The sequence below is a fragment of the Burkholderia paludis genome (genome assembly GCF_000732615.1).
Lineage (GTDB): Bacteria > Pseudomonadota > Gammaproteobacteria > Burkholderiales > Burkholderiaceae > Burkholderia > Burkholderia paludis.
Genome location: NZ_JPGL01000012.1, coordinates 165,003 through 191,629, shown reverse-complemented (window position 1 = coordinate 191,629; position 26,627 = coordinate 165,003). Strand labels below are relative to the sequence as shown.

At 67.3% G+C, this 26,627-nt stretch carries 23 protein-coding genes; 17 read left to right on the top strand and 6 right to left on the bottom strand.

Features of this window, described 5'->3' with window-relative positions; genetic code table 11:
* Positions 1-69 precede the first annotated feature (69 nt).
* From GQ56_RS0109165 to GQ56_RS0109135, 7 genes are all read left to right on the top strand, one after another.
* Positions 70-981 carry an alpha/beta hydrolase gene (locus GQ56_RS0109165; RefSeq protein ID WP_031398376.1) on the top strand — a complete coding sequence of 304 codons (912 nt, stop codon included), beginning with the start codon at positions 70-72 and terminating at the stop codon, positions 979-981.
* A gap of 420 nt (positions 982-1,401) precedes the next feature.
* Positions 1,402-1,788 (top strand): hypothetical protein, encoded by a 387-nt coding sequence (locus GQ56_RS0109160; protein WP_152601708.1) that lies wholly within the window; start codon positions 1,402-1,404, stop codon positions 1,786-1,788.
* A gap of 399 nt (positions 1,789-2,187) precedes the next feature.
* The gene (locus GQ56_RS0109155) at positions 2,188-3,351 is read left to right on the top strand and encodes an alpha/beta fold hydrolase (RefSeq protein WP_052007240.1); all 1,164 of its coding nucleotides are present in this window, start codon (positions 2,188-2,190) and stop codon (positions 3,349-3,351) included.
* Between the two features lie 328 nt (positions 3,352-3,679).
* Positions 3,680-4,258, top strand: a complete 579-nt coding sequence (locus GQ56_RS40100) for a hypothetical protein (RefSeq protein WP_052007239.1) — start codon at positions 3,680-3,682, stop codon at positions 4,256-4,258.
* A 64-nt stretch (positions 4,259-4,322) separates the two neighbouring features.
* Positions 4,323-4,847 carry a GNAT family N-acetyltransferase gene (locus GQ56_RS0109145; RefSeq protein ID WP_052001570.1) on the top strand — a complete coding sequence of 175 codons (525 nt, stop codon included), beginning with the start codon at positions 4,323-4,325 and terminating at the stop codon, positions 4,845-4,847.
* A 183-nt stretch (positions 4,848-5,030) separates the two neighbouring features.
* Positions 5,031-6,923 carry an SAM-dependent methyltransferase gene (locus GQ56_RS0109140; protein ID WP_031398371.1) on the top strand — a complete coding sequence of 631 codons (1,893 nt, stop codon included), beginning with the start codon at positions 5,031-5,033 and terminating at the stop codon, positions 6,921-6,923.
* 112 nt (positions 6,924-7,035) lie between these two features.
* A complete protein-coding gene (locus GQ56_RS0109135) occupies positions 7,036-7,713 on the top strand; it encodes a hypothetical protein (RefSeq protein WP_031398370.1) in 678 nt (225 codons plus the stop codon).
* A 135-nt stretch (positions 7,714-7,848) separates the two neighbouring features.
* Here GQ56_RS0109135 and GQ56_RS0109130 read toward each other — a convergent pair whose 3' ends face one another.
* Complete coding sequence (locus GQ56_RS0109130) at positions 7,849-8,241, bottom strand: hypothetical protein (RefSeq protein WP_031398369.1); 393 nt, start codon at positions 8,239-8,241, stop codon at positions 7,849-7,851.
* A gap of 20 nt (positions 8,242-8,261) precedes the next feature.
* Positions 8,262-9,233 (bottom strand): LysR substrate-binding domain-containing protein, encoded by a 972-nt coding sequence (locus GQ56_RS0109125; RefSeq protein WP_031398368.1) that lies wholly within the window; start codon positions 9,231-9,233, stop codon positions 8,262-8,264.
* Positions 9,234-9,368: 135 nt separating this feature from the next.
* Between GQ56_RS0109125 and GQ56_RS0109120 the strand changes: the two genes are divergently transcribed.
* The 3 genes from GQ56_RS0109120 to GQ56_RS0109105 all read left to right on the top strand — a co-directional run bounded on the left by GQ56_RS0109120 (position 9,369) and on the right by GQ56_RS0109105 (position 13,731).
* Complete coding sequence (locus GQ56_RS0109120; RefSeq protein ID WP_031398367.1) at positions 9,369-11,669, top strand: NADP-dependent malic enzyme; 2,301 nt, start codon at positions 9,369-9,371, stop codon at positions 11,667-11,669.
* 337 nt (positions 11,670-12,006) lie between these two features.
* Positions 12,007-12,387 (top strand): hypothetical protein, encoded by a 381-nt coding sequence (locus tag GQ56_RS0109115; RefSeq protein WP_031398366.1) that lies wholly within the window; start codon positions 12,007-12,009, stop codon positions 12,385-12,387.
* Between the two features lie 441 nt (positions 12,388-12,828).
* Positions 12,829-13,731, top strand: a complete 903-nt coding sequence (locus GQ56_RS0109105; RefSeq protein WP_235212669.1) for a hypothetical protein — start codon at positions 12,829-12,831, stop codon at positions 13,729-13,731.
* A 39-nt stretch (positions 13,732-13,770) separates the two neighbouring features.
* On the opposite strand, the gene GQ56_RS0109100 is transcribed toward GQ56_RS0109105, so the two are convergent.
* The gene (locus GQ56_RS0109100) at positions 13,771-15,465 is read right to left on the bottom strand and encodes an NfrA family protein (protein ID WP_031398363.1); all 1,695 of its coding nucleotides are present in this window, start codon (positions 15,463-15,465) and stop codon (positions 13,771-13,773) included.
* The gene (locus GQ56_RS0109095; RefSeq protein ID WP_235212672.1) at positions 15,462-17,399 is read right to left on the bottom strand and encodes a glycosyl transferase family protein; all 1,938 of its coding nucleotides are present in this window, start codon (positions 17,397-17,399) and stop codon (positions 15,462-15,464) included. The genes GQ56_RS0109100 and GQ56_RS0109095 overlap by 4 nt, the downstream gene beginning before the upstream one ends.
* A gap of 922 nt (positions 17,400-18,321) precedes the next feature.
* On the opposite strand from GQ56_RS0109095, the gene GQ56_RS0109090 reads away from it, so the two are divergent.
* The 6 genes from GQ56_RS0109090 to GQ56_RS0109065 all read left to right on the top strand — a co-directional run bounded on the left by GQ56_RS0109090 (position 18,322) and on the right by GQ56_RS0109065 (position 23,785).
* A complete protein-coding gene (locus GQ56_RS0109090) occupies positions 18,322-18,618 on the top strand; it encodes a hypothetical protein (RefSeq protein WP_031398361.1) in 297 nt (98 codons plus the stop codon).
* A gap of 12 nt (positions 18,619-18,630) precedes the next feature.
* Positions 18,631-20,274, top strand: a complete 1,644-nt coding sequence (locus tag GQ56_RS0109085) for a DUF2334 domain-containing protein (protein WP_031398360.1) — start codon at positions 18,631-18,633, stop codon at positions 20,272-20,274.
* A gap of 106 nt (positions 20,275-20,380) precedes the next feature.
* On the top strand, positions 20,381-21,340 hold the full coding sequence (locus tag GQ56_RS0109080; protein WP_031398359.1) for an alpha-amylase family protein: 960 nt from the start codon (positions 20,381-20,383) through the stop codon (positions 21,338-21,340).
* A gap of 357 nt (positions 21,341-21,697) precedes the next feature.
* Positions 21,698-22,897, top strand: coding sequence for an aminotransferase-like domain-containing protein (locus tag GQ56_RS0109075; RefSeq protein WP_031398358.1), 1,200 nt, complete (start codon positions 21,698-21,700; stop codon positions 22,895-22,897).
* 12 nt (positions 22,898-22,909) lie between these two features.
* Positions 22,910-23,101: a hypothetical protein gene (locus tag GQ56_RS0109070; RefSeq protein WP_031398357.1), complete on the top strand. Its 192-nt coding sequence runs from the start codon at positions 22,910-22,912 to the stop codon at positions 23,099-23,101.
* A 96-nt stretch (positions 23,102-23,197) separates the two neighbouring features.
* Positions 23,198-23,785, top strand: a complete 588-nt coding sequence (locus GQ56_RS0109065) for a pyridoxamine 5'-phosphate oxidase family protein (protein WP_031398356.1) — start codon at positions 23,198-23,200, stop codon at positions 23,783-23,785.
* Between the two features lie 16 nt (positions 23,786-23,801).
* Here GQ56_RS0109065 and gcvA read toward each other — a convergent pair whose 3' ends face one another.
* Complete coding sequence (gene gcvA, locus GQ56_RS0109060; RefSeq protein WP_031398355.1) at positions 23,802-24,695, bottom strand: transcriptional regulator GcvA; 894 nt, start codon at positions 24,693-24,695, stop codon at positions 23,802-23,804.
* 134 nt (positions 24,696-24,829) lie between these two features.
* Between gcvA and GQ56_RS0109055 the strand changes: the two genes are divergently transcribed.
* The gene (locus GQ56_RS0109055) at positions 24,830-25,534 is read left to right on the top strand and encodes an SDR family oxidoreductase (protein ID WP_031398354.1); all 705 of its coding nucleotides are present in this window, start codon (positions 24,830-24,832) and stop codon (positions 25,532-25,534) included.
* 198 nt (positions 25,535-25,732) lie between these two features.
* Here GQ56_RS0109055 and GQ56_RS0109050 read toward each other — a convergent pair whose 3' ends face one another.
* Positions 25,733-26,392: a response regulator transcription factor gene (locus GQ56_RS0109050; RefSeq protein ID WP_031398353.1), complete on the bottom strand. Its 660-nt coding sequence runs from the start codon at positions 26,390-26,392 to the stop codon at positions 25,733-25,735.
* Between the last annotated feature and the right edge of the window lie 235 nt (positions 26,393-26,627).

Here is a 26,627-nt window from a genome sequence, read left to right as displayed (position 1 = left end):
ACGCGGGCGGCGGCATGCGCGCTTATCGTGTCGGTCATCGATACCACCGACCGAAAGAGGTAAGCCGACATGACACGACACGACATCGAATTCCCGTCCGAAGCCGCCACGCTGCGAGGCTGGTTCTACGCGCCGGCGCGGCGCGCCGATACGGAAACGTATCCCGCCATCGTGATGGCGCACGGCTTCTCGGGCGTGAAGGAGCAGTATCTGGACCGCTACGCCGAGGTGTTCGCCGCCGGCGGCTTCGGCGTGCTGCTATACGATCACCGGAACTTCGGCTCGAGCGACGGGCATCCGCGGCAGGAGATCGACCCGGTGCAGCAGAAGCGCGGCTATCGCGATGCGATCAGCTATCTGCTGACCCGCCCGGACGTCGACGCCGCACGCATCGGCATCTGGGGCACCAGCTACAGCGGCGGCCACGTGCTCGAAGTCGCCGCCGTCGATCGCCGCGTCAAATGCGTGGTGTCGCAGGTGCCGACGATCAGCGGGTATCAGTCGGCGCTGCGCCGCACGCGTGCCGATCTGGTGCCCGCGACGCTGGCCCGCTTCGAGGAAGATCGCCGGCAGCGGTTCGCGGGCGGACAGCCGGCGATGCTGCCGGCTGTCAGTGCCGATCCGACGGCGGCCTGCGCGATGGCCGGCGCGGATGCGTACCGGTTCTTCGTCGAGTCGGCGGCGCGGTGCGCGCCGAACTGGCGAAACGAGGTGACGTTGCGCAGCGCCGAGATGTCCCGCGAGAACGAGCCGGGCCAGTACGTCGAGCGCATTTCGCCGACCCCGTTGCTGATGATCGTGGCCGACCAGGATCTGCTGACGCCCACCGATCTTTGCCTCAAGGCGTGGGAAAACGCGCTGGAACCGAAGCGCCTGCTGCAGATCAAGGGCGGGCATTTCACGCCGTATATCGAGCACTTCGACACGACCAGCCGGGCGGCGCTGGCGTGGTTCAGCCTGCATCTGTCGGACGCGCGCTGACCGGCCCGTCGCGGCGCTCGCGGTGCCGGCCGCTGGCAGGAACGGCGCCGCCGGCTGTTTCCAAAGGCGCCGGCAGGTGGGACCGAAGCGGCGGCGGCCGCCAGCCGATGCCGATCGGCCGGCCCGGAGCGCCGCCGGCGAGCGGCCCGCCAGGCCGTTGCACGGGCGACGTGCGGCCGTTTCACGCGAACGGCGGCCGCCGATGCGTCGTCATATGAAGTAATAGCTGTAATCCCGCCTGAAATCTTCCATCCGGCGACTCGGGCTAGACTGGGCTCGCCTTGATCCCCCCCCAAGGTGTTGTGTTTTCTTGGCTGGGCCCGCGCTCGTCGACCTGTCGGCGCGGGCCGATTTTTCGGGCGGGCGCCGGCGGCCGCAGAACGATCGCCGAGCGGATGCACCTTGTGGAGGAACCCCAGCGTGACAGCACGCCCGACAGTCCGCGATGCCGGTTCGCTCGTGCGGATCGCCGCGTTGAGCGCGGCGACGGCAGCCGCAACCATGTTCGTCATGCCGGCGGCGTTCGCGCAAGCCAGCGAGCCCGTGACCAGCAGCGTATTCGTGCACCGGTCTTACGATACGGGCAACAGCGCGATCAACGACAACTTCCAGTACATCACCCATCCGCCCGTCCGTCCGGTCGCCGCGAGCGCACCCACGGCCACGCATGGCGGGCACCGCGGCCGCCGCGGACAGACGGGCGCCACGAACACGGCGAGCACGTCGGGGAGCGGGACGGACAGCGCGGCGATTCCGCTGCCGGCCCTGCCCGCGCAAGCGCCGTCCGGTGCGCCGGTGACGCAGTAAGCGTTTCTTTCCGCATTTTTCCCGGCAGGACGCGGCGGCCGACGACCGGTCGCCACATCCTGCGAGGTCATCGGGTGCCGCCGGGATCACGGCGGCATCGGTCAGCGCGGTGTGCGCGCTCGATGAGGGGGAGCGGGATTCTCTTGGTATCTCGCTCGTTGGCCCGACCGTGTCGGGCTTTTTTTTTTGCCGGCGGGCGGGCGTGCCGTCGACGGCCGCGTGTGGCAACATCGCGGTGATTTCCTCTTTCCCATTTCACGTCGGGGCGCCGGCGGGCCCCTCCCTTCGCGGGAGCGGCCCGGGGCGATGCGTGCCGTCGCGCGGCGCCGCTTCAGGGCAGCGGTTCGGCATCGCGAGCCACCCCGTCGGCAATCGATACCACGATTCAGGAACCAGGCCATGTTCGCGTTTCCGGTCAATCCGCGCGATCTGTTCGACGAGCGGCGCATCCAGTTCGTACGCTGGGGGATTCCGCGTGCGACGATCGCGCGCGTCGAGCAGCGCGTCACGGACAACTGGCATGACGGCCCCGGAGGATGGACCCGCGAATGGTCGCGGGAGGCCGCCGCCGCGCAGGCGGACAACCGCTGGCTGCTGGCGGCGATGCTTTACGGCGCCGCGCGGTTTCCGGTGGTCTGTACGCCGGCCCGGCAGGAAGCATTGCGCAACCAGGTGCAATGCTTCCTGCGCGCGTCGGCAAGCTTCCCCGTGCATTTCGAGCGCATCGAGGTGCGTCACGACGACGACGGCGGCGCCGTCCGGTTCCCCGCGCATGTCTACCAGCCCCGGCAGCGCGGGGAATATCCGGTCGTATGCCTGACGGGCGGCGTCGATACCGGAAAGATGGAGCTGCATCGCCTCGCGCTCGTGCTTGCCCTGTACGGGCGCTTGACGGTGGTGGCGATCGACATGCCGGGAACGGGGGAGACGGATACGCCGCTGCAACCGGACAGCGACCGGCTGTATCGCACGGTCCTGTCGCGATTCGGCGGGCGGCGCAAGAAGGCGATCGTCGGCGTGAGCTTCGGCGGGCACTGGGCCGCCAAGCTGGCGCTGCGCAACGAGGTCGATGCCGCGATCGACTGGGGCGGCCCGATCGGCGCCGCGCATCGCGACGCCGGCGCGCTGGCGCAGTTGCCGAACGGCATGACGGGCATCGTCGCGAACGCGGCGCGCCTGCCGGGGTTGCCCGACGTCGCGGCCATGGAGCGCTTTCTGGGCCTGTTCTCGCTGAGGAACCAGGGATGGCTCGACGGTGCCGACTGCGCACCGCTGCTGGCGGTCAACGGCGATTGCGATCCGTACATCCCCGATGAGGACGTGCGGGTTTTCAGCGCCTATCCGTCGGCCCGGGTCTGGTTGCTGCGCGGCCTCGGGCATTGCGCGGCCGAGGCTTCGATGCGGGTGGTGCCGGGCATGCTGGCATGGCTGCGCGCGACCCTGTACGGGCATGGCGTCGGCAACCGGGCCGCGTTGCGCCTGGCGGAATGGGTATTGCCTGCCCGAGCGGATATCCCGCAGGCGCGTTCGCACGATCCGGTCGCCGCCACGGACATCCGCTGATTTCCTGTCGATCGGCATGTCGGCGATTTTTCCGCTCGGGGCCGGGCGCTGGTCGCGCGTCGCCGCTGATTGCCGATGGGAGCCACTGCGCCCGTCGCCGGATTCAAGCCCGTCGCGCGGGGGTGCCGCGTCGCAGGCACGCGATCGCGCATGGCTCGCGCCGCGTCCGTGCGGGTAACATGCGGCCCGGAACAACGCATCGTGTGCGAAGCGCTGCCGGGCGCGGCGTGTCCATGCGCGGATCGCGGCGGCGACGAAGCGAACAAGCATGAAGGCGATGTGCGTGGATCGCCACGCCAACAACGAGTCGAAAAGGTTGCATGGAAGAATGAAGCGAGATCGCGGCAACACGATGCGCGCCGGCAGCGGCGCCGGAATGTCCCCCTTGCCGGGCCTGTCCGTCCTGTTGTGGGCGGCGTTGGCGTTCCCGCTGGCGTGTCACGGTCAGGCCAGGAGCGAAGCGCCGGTTCCGCAGGACATCACGCCGGCGAGCTCCCGATACAAGACGGAGATCTTCAATTTCGTCGACCCGGACGGGGATCAATACGGGACGGCGATCGGCCGGACGGTATCGGCCGCGTTCGACGATTTTCTGCGTCAGGCCGGCCAGGGTTCGCCCGCGCTGCGCGCACGCCTGCTGAGCGGCCCCGCGACGGAGGGCGCGCTGTGGAAAGTCGGGGCGTCGCGCGAGTGGCTTTATCACGCCTGCCAGGCGCACCAGTGCGGCGTGACGAACGTTGCACTGTTTTACGACGAAGAGTCGCACCGCACGGCCGGACGGCTGGTCAACCGCTGCGTGCCCGTGTGGATCGGCAACCCGAGCGGCGCGGAGCGGGCATTGATCGAGCAGGCCTACCCCGTGAGGATCGATACGGACGACGCCAGGATCTTTTGCAGGAAGTCGTGATCCGCGAGCCGGCGGCGGCGGGCGGGTTTCCCTTCACCGATACGCATCAACGGAGAGACGAACCATGGTTTCGAAAAGCATCCGCCGCGCAACGGAAGAGGACGTGCCGGTGCTCACCGCGATACGCAACGATGCGCATGCGAAGAAGGTGACGTACGGCGACCATGCATGGGGCAGGGAAGGGGACGGATTTTCCGAGGCCTGGGTGCGGAACAACGTCCGCGAGAAGGACGTGTATGTCGTCGAGCTGGACGGCACGCCGGTCGGCACGTTTTCGCTCGGCTTCGGCGAGGACCGGCACTGGGGGCCGCAGGAGCCGATCGCCGGTTACGTACACGGGCTGAGCGTGCGACGCGGTTGCAATGGGCAGGGGCTCGGCGGCTTCATGCTCGACTGGTGCGCGCGGCAGATCGGCGCGTCGAACCGGCACTGGGTGAGGCTCGACTGCGCCGCCGCGAACACGACGCTGTGCGCGTTCTACGAGTCGCTGGGTTTCGTCCGCGCGGGACTGAAGACGGACGGCGAAGTCTGGGCGCTGTACGAGCGACCGGTCGGCCCGCTGCCGTCCGGCACGCAGGCGGGCCGCTAGCCGCCGCGCGGCTGCCCGGCGGGCGGCCGCGCATGCGTCGTTGCCGGCGGGGCGGGGCGGCGCGAGCGCGCGGAATGCGGCGGTCGAGACTGCGTTCATGCGGCCGGGGCCGCTCCCCGTCGATTTCGCTTGCACCTGACGTTACGTCAGCTTTTAAGGTCGATACCGACGACCGGGAAAACCATGCGACTGAAGATCGGCGATCTGGCGAAGAAGGCGGGATTGAGCGTGCGGGCCCTGCATCACTACGATGCGATCGGGCTGCTGTCGCCGTCGCTGCGCAGCGACGGCGGCGCGCGCCTGTATGGGCGCGACGACCTGATCCGGCTGCACCGGATCGAGGCGCTGAAACGGTTCGGGTACGCGCTTCCGGACATCAAGGCCAGCCTCGACGGGCACCTGGCCGGCTCGCCGCTCGAGCTTCTGCAGCGCCAGATCGCGGCACTCGACGCGCAGGCAGCGCGTGCGCAGCGCCTCGGTCGTCACCTCCGATACCTCGTGGACATGATCGCCGCCGGCGGCGAGACCACGGAGACCGACTGGCTGAACGCCCTGGAGCTGATGAACATGATTCAGAAACATCTCGACGATGACGAACTCGATGCGCTGCTGGCATCCGGGCCGGACACGATCGCGCCGACGGACCCGACATGGGCCGCGCTGGTCGACGAGGTCCGCGCGGCCGGGCAGCAGGCGCTGCCGCCCGACAGCGAGGCCGCCCAGGCACTGGCGTGGCGCTGGGTCCGGCTCGTGGTCAGCATGACCCGCAACGACCCGACGCTTGCAACCAAGCTGATGGCGATGCAGCTTGGCGAGCCGCGCGCGCGGCAGATCGTCGGCATCACGGCGGAGATGCTCGAGTGGATCGACGCGGCGTTCACGCATGCGCGCTGCGCGCTGCTCGCGAGGTACCTCGATCCGGCGCAGGCCGACGAGGTGCGGCGGCGCCAGTTCGCGAGCGCGGAGCGGCGCGCGTGGCCGGCGCTGGTGGTGGAACTGCGGGCGTTGATGGACGCGGACGTCGACGTCGCCGCGGCGCCGGTGCAGGCCGTCGTCAAGCGTTGGGAGCAGCTGTTTGTCGACAGCTTCTGCGGCGACGACGCGGCGCTGGAAGCGCGCGTGCGCGACGCGATGATGCGCGAACCGGACCTGCAACTTGGCCTGGGCCTGGACGACGCGTTGCTGGCCTATCTGAACAGGGCGCATCTCGTCGGCCACGGCGCCACGCCGGTCAATGCCGGACCCAAGCCGAGCGCGTTGCTGGTGGCCACGCAGCGCGCCGCGCACCAGTTGCTCGACCGGCCGCTGGTGCTCGACGATCCGGTGGCGCTGACCGTCCTCGGCGCGGCCGAGGTGCAGGCGTTGCATGACAACCTCGACAAGTTCCGCCAGCCGATGACCGTGGGCTTGCGCAGCACGGTGGTCGTGCGCAGCCGGCTGGCCGACGATGTGTGGGCCGATGCGCTCGGGCGCGGCGTCCGCCAGTACGTGGTGCTCGGCGCGGGGCTCGATACGAGCGCGTTCCGGCATCCCGATGCGCCGGGACGGGTCTTCGAGGTCGACCTCCCGGCGACGCAGGCATGGAAGCAGGCCCGCCTGCGCGATGCGGGGATGGCGCCGCCGCCGTCGCTGCGTTTCGTGCCGGTCGACTTCGAGCGCGTCGGCCTCGCGGAAGGCCTGGCGCGTGCCGGCTTCGATGCCGACGCCCCGGCCGTGTTCAGCTGGCTCGGCGTGACGATGTACCTCGACGAGGCCGCGGTGATCGACACGCTGCGCTTCATCGCCGGCTGCGCGAAAGGCAGCGCGGTGCTGTTCGAATACGTGATGCCGCTCGCGAACCTGCCGCCGCTCATGCGCATCACGATGGAGCAGATGACGGCGCGCCTGGCCGCGCACGGCGAGCCGTGGAAGAGTTTCTTCGAACCCGACGCGCTGGCCGTGCGGCTCGCGGCGCTCGGCTTCAGCCACAGCAGCACGTGGACGCCGGATGCATTGAACCGGCGCTATCTCGCGAACCGTGCCGACGGGCTGCGTATCGGCGCGTCCCCCGCGCGCCTGACGCTGGCCACCGTCTGACGGCGCCTGCCCGCGCGCCTGGCCATGACCGGCCGCCGCCGATCGTTCGACAGGCGCGGCCGGATCATCGACAATCTGCCGATTTCAAGAAACGAGAGAAGGGGGCAGGTGCATGCGTGGGTACATCAAGGCGCTCGGGGCGATCCTCGGCATTTCCATCATCGGGCTCACCGGTGTTCGAGCCGTGGCCGGCGAAACGACCTTCCCGCGTTTCACGCAGGCGGAGGGGCGGCAGGATAGCGACGGGCTCCCGCTGTCCGGCGTGAAACTCTGCGTGCTGCCCGACCGTGCGCCGTGCTTCGTGATGCCGGCCGCGCCCGTGCCGAATTCCCCGAAGGAGCTTTACCAGTTCGGGTTGATGCCGCGCTCGGAACGCTTGCCGATCGCATCGGGCGGCGCGTGGGTGTTCTTCTCGGGGATGTTCTCGGGCGGCGGCAGCTCGATGCTGGAGCGCGTGGCGATCCTGCGCTACGGCGCGAACGGCAAGTTCGAGAACCTGATGCCCGAGGTGACCCAAACCGAGATGGCCGACCGCGCGATGTGGAACGTGCCGGACGTGTCGCCGTATCCGCTGTTCGTGCGGGCGGACTTCGAGTGGGCCGACCACGAGAGTCACTTCGACAAGCACCTGTTCGTCGTCGACGCATGGGCGTTCGATCCCGCCACCGGTCGGTACGCGAAGCGGTTTTCGTACCGGACGACGCGGCGCTACGACCGCGGCGAGGGCTCGGATCACGTGCTGAGCGCCGAGCGTGCGGAAATCATGCGGCGCCTCGCCGCGAGCAAGTAGCCTGACACGGGTGCGCCGGGTATGCGCCGGGGCGCGCGAGCGCCGCCGGCGGGCCCGAGCGGTCATTCATACGCAGGTGTCCGACGGCAGCCGGCTGTCGCGGCGGCAACGTCGGCCGGCCGCGAGCCGCCGCCGTCACCGTACGTCGATCAACGCGGTGCGGGTCACGCCGGGAACGCTGTCGGCGATATAGCGAACGGTTTCCTGCCCCTTGAAGCTCGCGTCGGGCGTGTAGAAAACCTGGGTGCCGTGAACCATCTGCCCGGCGCATCGCGAGTCGTGCCCGATCTCGTAGTCGCCTTCCCGGATGTCGAGATTCCCGTGCAGCGGTTGCTGCACCACGGTGACCTGCGGCGTGAAGCGCGCGACGCACGCCTTCGACCACGATCCGTGAGAGCTCAGCAGGACGGGCGTGCCGGGCGAAGTCGACCGGTGATAATCGGCGGCGCCGACCGGGGCGCCGGACGCGTTGCCGGTGCTCGTGGATTCCGTCTTGTGCGTTTCCAGCGAGCGCCGCGCCAGTTGCACGCGCGCAGGCTCCCGAACCCCTAGCGCTGCCCATCCCCGTAAGTCTCCCGGCAGACCTCGCGCAACGCGTCGACCAGCAGATCCCGCGCCGGCGCATGCGAGCCGGCGGCGCGGGTAAACAGCGCGATGGGCGGGAGCGTCCAGACGAGCGAGTAAGGCACGATCGCCACGCCGGCGATCCGCACCAGTTCTTCCGCGATATCGGCGGGCACGATCGACACGGCCTCGTCGCTCGACGCGATCATCTCGCCGATCAGTTTCGACGAGTAGCTTTCGATGATCGGAACGGGCGGCGCGATGCCGGCCGACAGGAACAGGTCGGCCACCTGCTCGCGCATCGGCGTATGCGGCGCGCCGAGAATCCAGTCGAGCGCGTGCAGCTTGTGCCAGTCGAGCGGCGTGCGGGCCAGCTTCGCGGCCAGACGCCGGCTCGCGATCATGCGCGGCTGCTGCCGGTACAGCACCTCGAACGACGCCTGGCCCGGATCGATCACCGCCGACGCCCGCCCGATCACGATGTCGACGCCGTGGTCCTTCAGCTGCAGCAGGAGCTGATCGCTGGTGCCTTCGTGAATCGTCACGGTCAGGCGCCGCTCCATGCGCGCCTGCAGGCGCTTGAGCGCCGCCGACAGCATCTGGCCGGAAATGAACGGAATCACGCCGATGTGCAGATGGGCCGCATGCCCGGCGGCGACGGCCTCCATCTCGCGGGCGAGGTGGTCGAGATCCTCGAGCATCGCCTGCGCCCGCTCGAGCACGACCGCGCCGAGCGCGGTGGGCCGCATGCCGCGCGACGAGCGCTCGAACAGCGGCGTGCCGAACATGCTCTCCAGCTCCGACAGCGCGTTCGTCACGGCCGGCTGGCTGCTGGCCATGTGCTCGGCGACGCGCGTCAGCGACCCGTGCTGGCGGATCTGCAGCAACAGCACCAGATGCCGCATCTTCAGGCGCGCGCCCAGCCGCCTGACCACGTCGGTTGCGTCAAAATTCATTGACTGGTCATGCACTCATCAGGAAAAAGTGATGGGTTGATATTAAAACAGAATCATCACGTTATGGCGGATCCCTAGAATGCCCTTCATGGATCGCGCCGGGACTGGCCTGGCGCCCTTGCCCGGACCGAAAACATGAAACAGACCGAGACACAGCAGCAGGCCGCGTTCGACTATCACGAATTCCCGACCCCCGGAAAAATCTCGGTCGTGGCGAGCAAGCCGCTGGTGACCCAGCGCGACCTGGCGCTGGCCTATACGCCCGGCGTGGCGAGCGTGTGCGAGTCGATCGCGGCCGATCCGCTGCAGGCGCACCGCTTCACGAGCCGCGGCAACCTGGTGGGCGTGATCACGAACGGCACCGCCGTGCTGGGCCTGGGCAACATCGGCCCGCTCGCGTCGAAGCCGGTCATGGAAGGCAAGGCCGTGCTGTTCAAGAAGTTCGCGGGGATCGACGTCTTCGACATCGAGATCAACGAGACCGATCCGGACAAGCTGGTCGACATCATCGCCGGTCTCGAACCGACCTTCGGCGGCATCAACCTCGAGGACATCAAGGCGCCGGAATGCTTCACGGTCGAGCAGAAGCTGCGCGAACGGATGAAGATTCCCGTCTTCCACGACGACCAGCACGGCACCGCCATCACCGTGTCCGCCGCGTTCATCAACGGGCTGAAGGTGGTCGGGAAGTCGATCAAGGAAGTGAAGGTCGTGACGTCGGGGGCCGGCGCGGCGGCGCTGGCGTGCCTGGACCTGCTGGTCGACCTCGGGTTGCCGGTGGAAAACGTCTGGGTGACGGACATCGAGGGCGTCGTCTATCGCGGCCGCACCGCGCTGATGGACCCGGCCAAGGCGCGCTTCGCGCAGCCGACCGACGCGCGCAAGCTGGCCGACGTGATCGGCGGCGCGGACGTGTTCCTGGGCCTGTCGGTCGGCGGCATCCTGAGCGCGGACATGCTGAAGGCGATGGCGCCGCGCCCGCTGATTCTCGCGCTGGCGAACCCCACGCCGGAAATCTTTCCGGAGCTGGCGCACGCGACGCGCGACGACGTCGTCATCGCGACGGGCCGCTCGGACTACCCGAACCAGGTCAACAACGTCCTGTGCTTCCCGTACATTTTCCGCGGCGCGCTGGACGTGGGCGCGACGACGATCACCCGCGACATGGAGATCGCCGCGGTGCACGCGATCGCGGGCCTGGCCGAGGAGGAGCAGAACGACGTCGTCGCGGCGGCGTATGGCGCGTACGACGTGGCGTTCGGCGCGCAATACCTGATTCCGAAGCCGTTCGATCCGCGCCTGATCGTGCGGATCGCACCGGCCGTGGCGAAGGCGGCGATGGCGGGCGGCGTGGCGACGCGTCCGCTGGCGAACCCCGATGCCTATGTCGAGCAGTTGCAGCAATTCGTCTATCACTCCGGCGCGTTCATGAAGCCGCTGTTCGCGACGGCCCGCCAGCTCGTGCGCGACGGCGGCAAGGCGCGGATCGTCTTCACCGAGGGCGAGGACGAGCGCGTGCTCCGCGCGGTGCAGGTGATCGTCGACGAGAAGCTCGCGCGCCCGATCCTGGTCGGCCGCCCGGAAGTGCTGCTGGCGCGCATCGAGCGGTTCGGCCTGCGCATCCGGCTCGGGCAGGACGTCGAGGTGACCAATCCCGAGTACGACGAGCGGTTCCCGCAATACTGGGCGACGTATTGGGAGCTGCGGTGCCGCGACGGCATCTCGAAGGAAATGGCGCGGGTCGAGATGCGCCGCCGCCTGACGCTGATCGGCGCGATGATGGTGCGGCTCGGCGATGCGGACGGGATGATCTGCGGGACGGTGGGCGAGTATCACAACCATCTGCGCTTCGTCGACGAGGTGATCGGGAGGAAGCCGGGCGCGTCCACCTATGCGGCGATGAACATCCTGTTGCTCGACCAGCGGACGGTCGCGCTGGTGGATACGCACGTCAACGACAATCCCGACGCGGAGCAGATCGCCGAGTTCACGATCGCCGCGGCGCGGCAGATGGAGTGGCTGAACCTGACGCCGAAGGCCGCGCTGCTGTCGCGGTCGAACTTCGGGTCGGGGAGCGCGGCTTCGGGCGCGAAGATGCGCCGGGCGCTGGAGCTGGTGCGGGAGCAGGCGCCGGATATCGAGGCGGACGGCGAGATGCACGGCGACTGCGCGCTCGACGAGGGCCTGCGGTCGCGGCTGCTTCCGATGTCGCCGCTCAAGGGCGCGGCCAACCTGCTGGTGTGCCCGAACGTGGATGCGGGGAACATCGCGTACAACCTGCTGAAGACCGAGGCGGGCAGCAACGTGGCGGTGGGGCCGTTCCTGTTGGGCGTGAATGCGCCGGTGAACATTCTCACGTCGAGTTCGACGGTGCGGCGGATCGTGAACATGGCCGCGTTGACCGTGATCGAGGCGAATCGCAGCGCGTCCGCCTGAGCGGACGCCGTCGCGGGGCGGGCTCTCCGGGTGTGCGGGCGTTCGCACGCACCCGATCCGCCCGCCGGCGATTCGCGCGGGTTGCTTCGTTCGCGGTGCGCGTCGCCATGGCCATCACCATCGCCATCGCCATCGCCATCGCCATTGCATCCGTCCGGGCGCACCGGCTCGCGCGACGCATGGCCGTGCGTTGGCGACGCGGTCCGACGCGCCCGGGCCGGCGCGGTCGCGGCGTGAGGGAAGCGCATCGGCGCCGGTGCAAGTATGATCGTGCGGCCCGCGCCGGCCTCGCGACCGGCATCGATGGACTTTCCGCAGCGAACGGCTGCCTGCACCGATGCGTCAGATACCTTTTCTCGCCTTTGCGCTCTCGGCCCTCGTGCCGGGCCTGCTGTGGTCGTACTTCACCGGCGATCCCGGCTCGCTCGAATATTCGATTCCCATTGCCTGCTTCGGCACGGCGGTGTTTGCGATCCCGCAATACCTGCTGGTCGTCAAATACTGGCGCGTCTCCCTGGTTGCGTCGTGTCTGTGCGGCGGTGTGACCGGATTGCTGACGTGGATCGCCACCTATGCGATCTACACCGCCATCTGGAACGACGATCTCTTCAAGGCGAGCCTGTCGGCCGCCCTCGGGTTCCTGGCGTTCGTGTGTCTCGGCGCCGTGGCGGGCTTTGCGTTCTGGATCATGCATCGTCTGCGGCGGTTCAAGGGCTGAGCCGCTGCCCGTCCCGGTTTGTGTCGGCCTGCATCGACTCGCCGGCGCCGTGCCGGAAACGTGCCGTGCCGGGCGTGTGCGGAGCGTGCCGTGCGCGCCGCACGCGTGCCTCCCGGGTGCCGGCGCACGGCTCGTGAATGCGCCGCTCGAGCATGGCGAGCCTCGACATATTTCATGTGCCGGCATCCCGCCGCGATGCTGCAGTGCAATCAATAAGTATTGCGTAGTAATCGCACGATCGAAGGCCGTGATTGCATCAATTTGGATAATAATCCTAAACATTTTTTAGGGCTCGCAACTTTCTTTATCGTCGGATAATTATCTTTTATTTTCGTCTAAAATCGCGCTTCTTCTTACTTTTTGAAGGAAAGCGTTTTGAAAGGACTGACGAAAAATCTCTCGCGTACGGCCATTGCCGCATGCGTTGCCGGTGCCGCACTGATGCCGTTGTCCCGGCCCGCCGAAGCCCAGGTCGAACCTCTGAAGAATCCCGTCTACGGTGTGACCCTCGACGACCTGTCCCAACTTGACGCGATCATCGCGTCGCTGCAGAACCTGCCGTACAAGCCCACCGTGCGCGTGGTGTTCGATCCGGGTACGTCGGCCGCCGACTACTACGCGCCGCTGCTGCGTCTGCATGCCGTCGCGTACGTGATGGGCGAGGTCTACGATTCTTACTATTTCCCGACGACGCTTTCGGTTTACCAGGCCCGCACGCAGGAACTGGTGTCGCAACTGAAGAACACCGTCGACGTCTGGGAGATCGCCAACGAAATCAACGGCGAATGGCTGCGTAACGACCCGGACGGCTCGAACACCGTGGTCAACTCGGAAGAGCAGCAGATCGGCCAGATGGTTGCCGCGGCCAACACGATCGTCAAATCGAACGGCGGCAAGACGGCCATCACGCTGTACTACAACGACGACAGCAAGGGCAACAACTGCTGGGAGAAGCCGCAGGATTACTGGAAGACGTGGCCGACCACCTTCCTGTCCTCGACGGTTCGCCAGCAGGCCGACTACGCGCTGTTCAGCTACTACCCGTATCAGGATTGCCCGGGGCTGAATCCGACGTGGACGAACGATTTCTCGGCGCTGGAAAGCATCTTCCCGAACGCGAAGGTCGGCTTCGGTGAAATCGGCACCTCGGAAACCTCCGCGCCCGCTTCGGTACAGCAGAACCTGATCAAGACGTACTATCCGATGGTCGACAGCATGACCGATCCGCGTTTCGTCGGCGGGTTCTTCTGGTGGTACTACGCCGAAGAAATGGTCCCGTATTCGACGAGCCCGTACTTCCAGCTGTTGCGTCAAACGATCATCCCGCTGAAGTCGCCGAACTAAGCGGCAGCGCGATCCAGGTGCAAGCGTCAGCGCCGCCGGTTAGAACCACAATGTCGCGCGTACCACGAGACCACGTGCGCGCGCCGCTGACGTCAACGGGAACCGGTATTGCACCGTCACATCCAGATAGCTTGCCGGCGCACTGTAGCGGCCCTCGCGAAACCAGTATCGCAACTGGACCCCGGGCCCCGCGCCGATCGCCGTTTCGTTCGGCTCGCGATTGTCGTGATCGCCGGCAATCGCGGCGTGCGGGTAGACGGTCAGCCGGTCGCTGAGCGTCGACAGGCGCCAGGTGTGCCCGTAACGCAGTTCCGAATAGATGATGTAGCGTCCCTCGCGAATGAAGTACGCGCCTTCGACGTACGCCTGCCAGCTGCGCCAGCTCGGCTCGGTCACCATCAGGTCGGTGCCGGCTTCCGATGAATAACCCAGGCGCATCAGCCAGTCCGTCGTCGACAGGCTGCCGATGTGGAACAGCCGCTCGGCGGTCAGCACCACGTTCTGGTCGGGTATCGGCTTGTAGCGCGCCCCCACCGAACCCTGCACGGTCGGCATGCCGGTCACGTTGCCCGTCCCGTCGTAGGCCGTGCCGTATCCGCGCACGAAGAACTGGAAGATGCGTCCGTTCTGGTAGCCGATCTTCGGCGGCTGCCAGTACGCTTCGATCCCCGGCTGCAACACGCTGATCGTGCCTTGCGGGCCGAACGCGGCCGACTGGTACGGTGCGCTCAGCACGAAGCCCCAGGTGCGCTGAAGCTGCTCGACTTCGCGCCGGTAGCCGAACTTGTGCTGCGCATCGAACGTGTGTTCGTTGTCGTCGGCGTCGAGGCTGTGCTCGAACAGATCGATGGACGTGTCGTTCAACCCGATCCGCTTGGCTGCATAGCCGGCGTCCGCGTAGTTCATCGCGTTGCCGGCGCCGCCGGCGAATCCTTCCTGGAAGGCGTCGAGCGCCTCGCGATCCTTATGGTCGCGCAGCAGGTCGTAGGCCTCCTGCAATTTCCGTTGCGCGCCGTCGTCCGCCGGCGCGTCGGCGGGCTGATCGTCCTGCCGCGCCTGCGCCGCGATCGACGCGGCCATGTTGCGCTCGCCGTCGGTCGAGGCATCGTCGGCCGCGAGGCCCGCCATGCGGACTGCGGTGTCGCGGTCACCGGCCTGCAGGCTCAACTGCGCGATGCGCAACTGGACCGCGGCCGATTTTTCATCGGCGAGCGGCGCCAGCGCGACGCCGGCCTCGTGCGGGCGATTCGCCGCGAGCGCGCTGTCCGACCACGCGAGGCGCAGGTTGCGCTGCTGTTCCCTGTTCCATTTCCCGGTCGCGACGGCGGCCGAGAAGTCGGCGCAGGCAACCGCGTAGCGCATCTGCCGCTGCGCCATGTAGCCATGCTGCGCGAGGACCGCCGGACTTTTCGGAAAACGAACGATCAGCGACGCCACCCTCGCGTCCGCCTCGTCGACCTTTCCTTCCCGCCTCAGCACGTCGACGAGCAGCAGCCCGAGCTGTTCGCTTCCGGGCTGGATCCTGAGGGCGCGCGACGCATACGCTTCCGCGCGGGGCAGGTCGCCGGCGTCGATCGCCTTGTACGCGCTGTCGGCGAGCCTGTAGGCCCGGGGCGTCAGCGGCTGGGCGGCGGCGGCCGGCGCGTGCCAGGCCAGCGCGACGGCAAGCGCCACGACGCTCGAGCGCGCGCAGCGCCCGAGGTCGATCGCGATCGGGAGTCTCGAATGCTTCATGCCTGCTCTCCCGACGGTTTGGAGACGGGTTGCGCGTCCGGCGCGCCGTCGCGCACGCGGGCGATGTCGACGAAGCGCGAATGGCGGGCGAGCTCGGCGGCGATTTCCGCATCGCAGGCGATGAAATAGGCCACCCTCGCGCGCGCGCCGCGCCGCATGACGTCCTGCTCGTCCTGCGTGAGCGGCCGCCCGACCGCGACGTTCAACGTGCCGTCGTCGGCCGTCGAGAACGGAATCGCCCGGTACGCGTATTGCAGCTCGAATGCCAGCGAGTTCGCGAAGTGGCCGACCGCCACGTTGCCGAGGCTCACCCGGGGGAGGTCCGCCTGCTCGGCGATCGCGTCCGCCAGCGATTCGGCGGACAGCGCGCTGGCCTCGATCAGCAACTCGCCGAGCCGCCTGCCGCAGGTCAGTTGCTTCTCGAGGCTCGCCTGCAGTTGCTCCAGCGTGACCACGCCCCAGCCGACCAGGATCTCGCCGATCTTGAGGCGCGTCTTCCCGAGCGCTTCGTTCGACAGGTAGATATGACTGGTCTTGTCCCACGCGATGGGCTTGCCGCTCGCGAGGTGGCCGAGATAGATGCGCCAGGCGCGGCAGACCGCGGAGAAATTGATCAGGTTGTTGACGAACATCCGTGGAATCGACAGGAACCCCTGGAGCGGGCCGTTCAACCGGCTGACGAAATGAAAGCGCTGCCCGGCGCGCGCAAGCAGCATGACGCTGTTCACCCACAGCAGCGGCGTGACCCAGTGGCCCGCCATGACGACGGAGGCGCCGGCGGGGATCACGTGGCCGGCGTTCCGGAGCGCGGCAAGCATCAGGAAGTTGAACAGCACGCCGTACGCGATCACCGAGAACAGCGACGTGACGATGCCCTTGCGATCGTGGAAGAACAGGTAGCGGGTGAGGAGGTCGCCTTTCCAGCCGAGCTGTTCCCAGCCCTGAAACGCAATGCCGAGGATCCAGCGCGAACGCTGCCGGTAGGCGGTCCGGAACGTCTTCGGAAAGTATTCGCGCGTGGCCAGCAGGTTGCGGTGCGCGTGGTCGTTCGAGCGCCGGGGCGCGCCGTCGGCCGGCGTGCCGGAAAGCGGGATGCGGGCGAAGGTTTCCTTCATGCCCAGCTCCTTCAGCCGGAAGCTGAAGTCATAGTCCTCGGTCAGCGAGCACGTGTTGAACGGGCACCCGTTGCGCTCCTTCATCGCCGCTTCGATCGAGCGCCGGCTGTAGCACGATGCGACACCCGCGCCGGGGACGACGCCGGTCAGGCGGCCGCGGACCGGCATGTCCTTCTGGTGCGATTCGCTGAAGTCGTCCATGTAGCATCCGGCGACGAATTCGTTCCATTTCCTCGGCAACGACAGGACGGGAAGCTGGACCAGGTCGCTGTCCGCGATCGCGTGGTTCAGGTACTTGAGTTCGACCGGGTGAATCACGTCCTCGCAGTCGTGCATCACGACGCCCGCGAACCGGACGTGGTGGACCGCTTCGTAGCGCAGGATGGCTTCGACGATCCAGTTCAGGCAGTCGGCCTTGCAGGTGGGCCCGTCGTTCATGACCGTCGCGCGCGTGACGCGGCCCGGATACCGGCGCACCATCCGCTCGACCTCGGCCGTGGTTTCGGCATCATTGTGATAGGTGCCGACGAAGATCACGTATCGCTCGTACTCGAGCGTCGCCAGGGTGTTCTCGATCATCTTGGCGATCACGTCATACTCTTTCCACGCCGGCACCATCAACGCCAGATGGCGTTCGTCCAGCGCGCGCAGCATCGCGATATCGACCGTTTGCGTTTTCTCACGGCGCAGGATGCGCCCGATTTCAAATGACCAATAGCAGGCGTCCAGCGTGAGGTCATCCAGCGTGCTTACCAGGATGACAATGGCGGTCAGAATGGCAACAAAATTAAGTGCATATAAATACGCACTCCATATCATATTATCCATCTTTATTCCGCTGCTTTATCTTTTATTGGATTATTCAGACTCGTATCGGCGCAGGAAGAAACGCTCCTCGTCCTCGCCGCCCCGTCATGTCCACACCATGGTGTGCGTCACGCGACATCGCGATCGATGCAACGCGTTCGGTGGATGACTTGTTGAAAGCCGGTGTCCCGACTGTTTGCTTCCGCCCCTGCATGCGTCGACGCGTGCCGCCGTTCTTCGTCCGGCACTTGCGCAATACGCCCCGCGCACCGTCTCCGTTACACACTGCCGATGAAGCAAGTCGTGCGCCATCGCCGCGTCGCCCTTGGCGTTCCGGGCGTCGGCGCGTGCCGCCCGGGCGCGCTCCGCCGGAGCCGCGCCAAATGTTTCAGTGCTGAAACACGCGGCCGACCGGCCTGATGAAATGTCGCATTCGCGCGCGCCGCGGTGCGATGGACGCGGGCGACGCGACATCGGCGCGCGCTTGCGCCGGTCGCATGCCGGACGGGGTGTGTTCGACCCGACCATTCGGCACGACGAGTGTCGTTGCGCGCGCATGCAGCCCGGCGCGATTGCCGCACGGCCATTTTAAAAACGCAGCGGATAACTGGTTTTCCCTGAATCGTACGAGCAGGCCTTGCGCGTTCATCCGATTAAATTCTCGCGGACAGTTGCGTTGCATCGCTGAAACGTTTTTCCGATGCAATTCAGAAGCGCATCGATGTGTCGATTTCGTCGCCTTGTCCTGTACTCATTTGCGACGGATGGTACGGTTCTAGCTTGAATGTCGAACCATCACCGCCCGGATTTATTCGTCTGTTATCAATCGAGTAGTGAAAAATCACGACATGACGTCATGGATTGCCGATGGCGTTTCGACGTGCTCGTTCCTTTAATGAGGTGAAGGTATTTTGCATATCAAAGGATGAAAATCATGAATTCTCATCACGGCCAATTGCTTCGAAACGGGTTGAGCACCGTCGGATCAGTCGTCGCATTGATTTCCACGCTTGTATTCGCGGTCGTCGTTCAGGATGCGCATGCGCAGGAGACCAGCAAGACGTCGGTCTCGAAGATCAAGCCGCCGCCGTTGCCGAACGGCTCCGCTCACATGAACGTGAAGGCCGGCATGTCCGACGAGGACTGGGAAAAGGCATACAAGGAATCGGGGCGCCCGCCATTCAGCCGGAGTTCCGTCAAGAAAACCGGCGGCAACGTGGAACGCGACTAGGGAGAAACGGCCATGAAAAAGATCTTGATCGTCATCGCCCTGCTGGCCGGACTCGCGCAAATGACCTTGCCGGGCACCGCGCATGCGCAGGCCACCACCGCCCATACGCTCGTGCTGTACGACAATCCGGCCAACGACCCGTATTCGAAGCTGGGCCTGATGTACAGCATCATGCTGAGGAACCTGCTCGGGCATTTCAACGCAACGATCGACCTGGTGCCGATACAGAACTACACGGCGGGCATGGTCGGCAGCCACGACGTCACGTTCTATATCGGCGACTACTACAACAACCCGATTCCGACGGCGTTCATGAGCGACGTGATGACCACCACCAAGACCGTGGTCTGGTTCAAGTACAACCTGTGGCAGCTGGCATGGAACACGGCCTACACGTTCAACCAGACCTTCGGGTTCAGCTTTCTCGGCCTCGCGGGGATGAACGCGACGCCATCGGCGAGCAATCCGAACCCGGGCTTCTACGATACGGTCACGTACAAGAACCTGTCGATGGTCAAGTACTACGCCTATAACTCGTCGACCGGCGTCATCAGCGCGGACCCGGACGTCGGACTGACGCAGATTCTCAATACGTCCAAGGCGCAGGCGCTCGTCACCATCACGAACAGCCAGAGCGGCGCCTCGACGCCGTACGTGATGCGCTCGGGCAACTTCTGGTATTTCGCGGACGTGCCGTTTTCGTACATCGGACCGACGGATCGCTACCTGGTGATATGCGACATCCTGCATGACATCCTGCAGACCAATGCGGCGGTGAATCATCGCGCACTCGTCCGGCTGGAGGATCTCGACGCCTATACGACGACCACTTCGATGCAGCAGCTGACGAACTACCTGTACTCGAAGAAGATTCCGTTCACGATGGCCACCATCCCGCTGTATACGGACCCGAACGGCTACTACAACGGCGGCGTGGCGGAGACGATCCACCTGGCGCAGGCCACGGGCCTGAAGAGCGCGCTGAACTATGCGCTGGCGCACGGCGGATCGATCATCATGCACGGCTATACGCACCAGTACGATTCGACGCCGAATGTCGAGAACGCGGTGAGCGGCAGCGACTACGAGTTCTGGTATGCGGTGCAGAACCGGCCGGTCGACGAGGATTCCGTGCAATGGGCGGAAGGCAGGATGGCCGACGGGCTGGCCGAGTTCACGACCAACGGCTACAAGGTGGTCGGCTGGGCCGCGCCGCAGTACCAGATGTCGCCGGATGCGGCGACGGCGACGGCCGCGACGTTTACCACCACGTTCCAGCGGGCCGTGTACTACACCGCGACCAACCCGCAACTCGGGACGGGCGCCGCCAACCAGGACTTCTCGGCCGGACAGTTCTTCCCGTACATCATCAACTCCGATTACTACGGAGAACGGATCATTCCGGAGAACCTCGGCAGCATCCAGTACGATATCTGCAGTATCGACAAGTTCTCGTGCATCACGTACACGTGGCAGCAACTCGTCACCAATGCCCAGTACGGCCTGGCGGTGCGCGACGGCTTCGCGTCGTTCTTCTTCCATCCGTACTGGCTCGAGCCCGATCTCAACTTGCCGGCGTACCAGGACTTCCAGAGCCTCATCTCCGGCATCACGAACCTCGGCTACAAGTGGGTGGACGGCACGACGGCCAAGTGACGACGGCGTAACGGCAGCTTCGTGCGACCCGCGGCGGCAACGCGGGTCGCACGTTCGTATCCGGGCCGCTACGATGACGCGCAGGCATGCTTGCGGGGAGCCGGCGATGACCACGTATGCGATCGCGATGTTGCGCAAGATCCGGCAGCGCATGGGCCGGCGCAGGCGCCCGGCGCGCCCGCCCGCCGGCGCGCCGCGTTCGCGCCGGGCGGCGTCGCTCGCGGCGCTCGGCGCGTCGCTCGTCGTGGCCGCCTGCAGCTGGACCGCGCACGACGTGCAGGCCGACGGCATCGTCTGGCAGCTGGACAACGCGACGACGAATCCGGTCGGCCACTGGCAGGTGCTCGGCGTACGCGACCTGCTGATTCAATGGACCGTCGTCGACGATACCGCGTATCTCGCCGGCACCGGCATCCCGGCGGCGGCGCACGTGCCCGATTGGGCGCGCATCGGCCGCGAGCCGTGGGCCGCCAACGTGATCCTCGGGCTGGCCGGCTACCAGGACGAGAAGCGGGCGCGCACCCATCTGGAGACACTCGCCGCGCAGTCGCTGGACGTGGCGCGCGCATCGGTCCCGCTGCACGTGACCGGCTACTACTTCCCGGTCGAGATCGATCCGACCTGGCAGGACGCGCCCCGGCTCGCCGCCGTCCTGCAGCGGCTGCCCCGTCCGCTTTGGGTGAGCGTGTACGACCAGACCAATATCGGCGGAAAGGCGCTGGCCGACTGGCTCGCGGCGTGGCTGCCCGCCGACGTCGGCGTGTTCTTCCAGGACGGTTGCGGCGTCTACGCCCGCGAGCCGTATGTCGCGCGCACCTACGTCGACGAACTCGTTGCAAGGCTGGGCAAGCGACGCGTGCGGGTCATCGCGGAGGCGTTCCGGCCGGCCGAGCATGGCGGGTTCCGCGCGGCCAGCGCCGACGAGCTGGGCCGGCAACTGCTCGCGTATCGCGGCTATCCGGTCTATCTGTTCGACGGCCCGCACTATGTGTCGGACGATCTCGCGCGCGCGCTTTCCGCGTGGACGGCGAGGCCGCCGGCCGGGCTCGCCGATCCGGCGCGCTGACCCAGTACGTTGAACCGGTGCGTTGAACCGGCGCGCTGACCCGGCGCGCCCGGCAGGCAGGGCAGGCGGGGCCGGCAAAAGGGGCCCGCCGCGCGAAACGATCGGCCGGATCGTGCCGTCGGCGCGAACGGGCGCCCGGAACCCGGCGTCGACACGCCCGCGCACGTCACGGCCCGTAGTGTTCTGCCATGCCCCAAGTGATGACCAAACCGCAAGACCTAGTGCATAGATATCGTTTGCCGACGCGTTAATGACTCTCGACAATCGTGGCTCGATTTCACCGCCGTGCGCCGGAAGCGCCACGGCGGCCGGCACCCGGCGGCTATCCCGGCCCCGTGCCCTCCAGCTCTCGACGACATGTACGCGTTCACTTCCTCATTCCAGAATCCCGCCGGCTCGCCGATCCGCGAACTGTTCAAGTACCTGTCCGAACCGGGCATGATCTCGTTCGCGGGCGGCTATCCGGCCAGCGATCTGTTCGACGTCGACGGCCTGAACGCCGCGGCCGCGCGCGCGTATGCGCAGCCCGTGCGCTGCCTGCAATACGGCCCGACCGACGGCCTCGTCGAACTGAAGCAGCAACTGATCGCGCTGATGGCGCGCCGCGGCGCATCGTGCACGCCGGCCGAGCTGCTCGTGACGACCGGCTCGCAGCAGGGCCTCGACCTGCTGCTGCGCGTGATGGTGGCGCCCGGCGACCTCGTGCTGACCGAACAGCCCGCCTATCCGGCGACGCTGCAGGCGATGCGCCTGCAGCAGGCGCGCATCGCGACGATCCCGGTCGACGGCGCGGGTCTCGACGTCGATCGTCTCGGCGACCAGCTCGCGTCCGGCGCGATCGCGCAGCCGAAGCTGCTCTACACGGTCCCGACCTTCGCGAACCCGACCGGCGCGACGCTCACGCGCGAGCGGCGGTTGAAGCTGCTGCGGCTCGCGGTGCAGTACCGTTTCCTGATCGTCGAGGACGATCCGTACGGCGACCTGCGTTTCGCGGGCGAAGCCGTGCCGTCGATGCTCGCGCTGGCAGACGAGGTGGACGGCGCGCGCGACTGGATCGTGCACTTCGCGAGCCTGTCGAAGATCGTCGCGCCGGGGCTGCGCGTGGGCTGGACGATCGCGCCGGCCGAGATCGCGCGGCGCTGCGTGATCGCGAAGCAGACGGTCGACCTGTGCAGCACGCCCTGGACGCAGGCGATCGCCGCCGACTATCTGGCGGACGGCGCGCTCGAACGCCATCTGCCGCGCATCGCGGCGGCCTATCGCCGCAAATGCGATGCGATGTACGACGCGTTGCGCGACGGTTTCGGCGACGCGATCGAATGCCATCGTCCCGAAGGCGGCATGTTCGTATGGGCGCGGCTCGGCGCGGTGTCGTCGGACGTGCTGCTGCAACAGGCGATCGCGAACAAGGTCGTGTTCGTGCCGGGCAAGGCGTTCTTCGCGGACAACGTCGACGCGGCCTCGCTGCGCCTGTCGTTCGCCGCGCCGGATGTCGACGCGATCCGGGAAGGCGTCGCGCGCCTCGTGCGCGCGTACGGTGCGGCGCTGGCCGCGTAAGGAGAGATCGGGATGAACCTCACCGTCAACGATTCCGCATCGACGGGCGCCGCGCCGGGCGCGGCCGACAGCCGGCCCGTCGCGCACCGGTCGTCGCAGATCAGCGCGGGGCCGCAATACGTGGCCGACGTGCTCGGCCGGTTCGGCGCGGAGCCGGCGGCCGAGGCCGGCGAAGCCGCCTCGGTCGTGCTCGGCTACAACTGACCGGCGCCGGCGCGGCGGGCCGCGTCGCGGGCGAGCCGCCGCCGGGGCAATCCGCTAAGCTTGCGCGATCGAAACACGTCCGCTCATCGCCCGCCCATGCCCGACGCCCCGTTCGAATCGCTCGAGCAGACCTACGACCGCCTGTGGGCCTGCCTCGAATCCGGCGCAAGCGCCCGGCGCTCGCCGTTCACGATGCTCCAGGCGGCCACGCTCGGCCTCGACGGCGCGCCGAAGGTGCGCACGATCGTTTTGCGCCAGGCGAGCCGCGCCGATCGCACGCTGTCGTTTCATACCGACGCGCGGTCGGAGAAAGTCGCGGAGTTGCGCCGCGATCCGCGCCTCTCGATCGTCGCGGCCGATCTCGACGCGCTCGTGCAGATTCGCGCGGAAGGCGTGGCATCGTTCTGCGACGACGAAGCGCAGCGGCGCGCGATCTGGGCGTCGAGCCGCCCTCACACGCTGCTGCTGTATCGCGCACCGTTGCCGCCGGGCACGCCGATCGAATCGCCGGAAGCCGCGCACGCCGACGGCGCCGCGCCGGCCGGCGACGGCTACGAAAACTTCTGCCTGATCCGGATGACGGTCACGCGCATCGACTGGCTCGAACTCGCGCGGACCGGGCATCGCCGCGCGGTATTCGAGCTGCGCGCAGGCGGCGACGACAGCCGCTGGATCGCGCCGTGACCCCGGCGCGGCCCGCTCAGGGCTGCCCGTCCGACGCCGCCTGCGCGATCATCCATTCGCGCATCACGACGATCGCATCGTCATCGCGCCGCTCGGCCGGATACACGAGATAGAACCCCACCGACAGCGGAAACGCGAAATCGAACGGCTTGCACAGCCGGCCGGCGGCGATGTCGCGCTCGACGAGCGGATCGGTTGCGAGCGCGATGCCCTGGCCCGCGACGGCCGCGTCGATCGCGAGTGACGTCTGGTTGAAGCGCAGCCCCTTGTGCGGATCGATGTCGACGTGCTCCGGCATCGCGGCGAGGAACGCGGGCCACAGGTCGTGCGCGTCGTGCAGCAGCACCTGGCCGGCGAGCGCGCGCGGCGACGCGGGCGCGGCCAGCAGCGCGGAGCTGCACACCGCGCACACGTCGAGCGGAAACAGCGCATGCGTGGCGAGATGCTTGCCGAACGGCGGCTTGCCGTAGCGGATCGCGAGATCGACGCCGTCGTGGCGGAACGTTGCGATCTGCGGGTCGGCGATCACGCGCACGTCGTAGTCGGGATGCGCATCGGTAAACAGCGCGAGCCGCGGGATCAGCCATTTCGACGCGAACGACGGCGTCGTGCTGATGGTCAGCGCGGCGCGCCGCTTCACGAGCTTGTCGGTCGCGTCGGCGATCGCGTGCAGCGCGCGCTGCACGTCGGAGAAATACGCGGCGCCGTCGTGCGTCAGCGCGAGGCCGCGCGGCAGGCGCTCGAACAGCTTCAGCCCGAGCACGTCCTCGAGGTGGCGCACCTGCTGCGCGACCGCGCCCTGCGTGACGCCGATCTCGTCGGCCGCCGCGCGGAAATTGAGGTGCCGCGCGGACACTTCGAACGCGCGAAGTGCATTCAGCGGCGGCAGGCGGGATGGGCGGAGCGGCATCTTCAGGCTGTAGAAAAACTATTGTCTGGAGGCAGAAATACTGGTTCGACAGGCGTCATCGATGCGTCTACATTACCACCATGGCGGGCCGAACGGCGGCTGCGCGGCGGCAGGAATCGATCAAGGAGCAAATCGTGACTGTAGAAAAAGTGGCGTTGATCACGGCGGCGGGCAAGGGCATGGGCGCGGCGATCGCGCGCGAACTGGCGGCGACGGGCTATCGCGTCGCGCTGATGTCGCCGTCGGGCAGCGCGGTGGCGCTCGGCGAGGAACTCGGCGGCTTCGGCATCCAGGGTTCGGTGACGGAAGAGGCCGACATCGACCGGCTCGTGCAGGAGACCATGGCGCGCCATGGCCGCATCGACGCGGTGGTGAACAATACCGGGCATCCGCCGAAGGGCGACCTGCTGGCGATCACCGACGACAACTGGCACGCGGGGCTCGACCTGATCCTGCTGAACGTGGTGCGCGTGATGCGTCGCGTGACGCCGATTTTCCAGAAGCAGGGCGGCGGCGCGGTGGTCAACATCTCGAGTTTCGCGGCGGACGCGCCCGAGCAGCCGATGCCCGTCTCGTCGACGCTGCGCGCGGCGCTGAGCGCATGGACGCGCCTTTACGCGGAACGCTATGCGGCCGAGAACATCCGCATGAACGCCGTGCTGCCGGGCTTCATCGACAGCTGGCCGGAAACGCCGGAGATCGTCGCGCGCATTCCGGCCGGCCGCTTCGGCAAGACCGGCGAGATCGCGAAGACGGTCGCGTTCCTGCTGTCGGACGGCGCGGGCTATATCACCGGGCAGAACATCCGCGTCGACGGCGCGATCGTCAAGGCGCTGTGAGCGTCGCCCGGGCGGGCGGCCGCCTCGGCCGGCCGCTCGCCGCGCAGTGACCGCACGCGGTCGCTGCGCACGCCTGCAAACCGGATAACTCCCGGATGGATCGGATCGTTCGCACGGGCTGCGCCGCGTGACGCGGGCGCGCCGGACTGAATGCCAGCGTGCGATCCCGCGCGCGGCAGGTTCGTTTGCCGCCGATGCTCAACCCAGCGACAGCGGCTCGGCAAAGGTATAGCCCTCGCGGTGGACGGTCCGGAGCGGAAGGTCCGATCCCAGCTCGTTGCGCCAGCGTCGCCGCAGGCGGCTCACCACGGCCTCGAGCCTGCGCTCGTCGTAATCGATCCAGTCGTAGCCGAAGGTCTCGGCGATCTGCCGGCGGCTGACGGGCCTGGCCGGATGTCGCGCCATGAGTTCCAGCAAGCTGATTTCGCTGCCGGAGACATCCAGGCGCTTTCCATCCGGCGCGAACAGCGCGAAGGCCTGGCGATCCAGTCGCCAGTTCGCCACCACCCGGCGGCTCAGGGCATGCAGGGTGGCGTCGAGTTCGATCAGCTTCGCGGGCTTGACGATGTAGTGGTCGGCGCCGCCCTTCAGGCCGGAAACCTTGTCCAGCGTCTCGCCGCGGGCCGTCAGCATGACGATGCCGCAGCCCTGCCGTTGCGCTCTCAACCATGCGGCCGCGTCGAAACCGCTGCCGTCCGGCAGCATGACGTCGATGATCGCCATGTCGGTGTGCATGGCGAGCTGCCGAAACTCGGCGATGGTGCCGGCCTCGCTGACGAGCCAGCCGCATTTGCGCAGGAAAGCGGCAATTTCCTCGCGCAGTTCGACCTCATCGTCGAGCAGAAGCACCTTCCCCATCACGCCATCGTGCACTTGCACCTCCCCGCCTTACACGTTCTCGTCCTGCTTCGCTGAAGCGCTGCGGCGCAACCCGGGATGCCGGTCGAGTCCGACTGGCGGGCGAGGGTCGCGCCGCGTGCGAACGGAGAGGACCCGCCGTGGGCACGCCCCTCTATTACGGTATGCATGCGCAAAAACTTTAGCCGCGCGGCACCGAAGCGGCCGTGCGTCGCTCTTTCATTTTGTAAGGCAT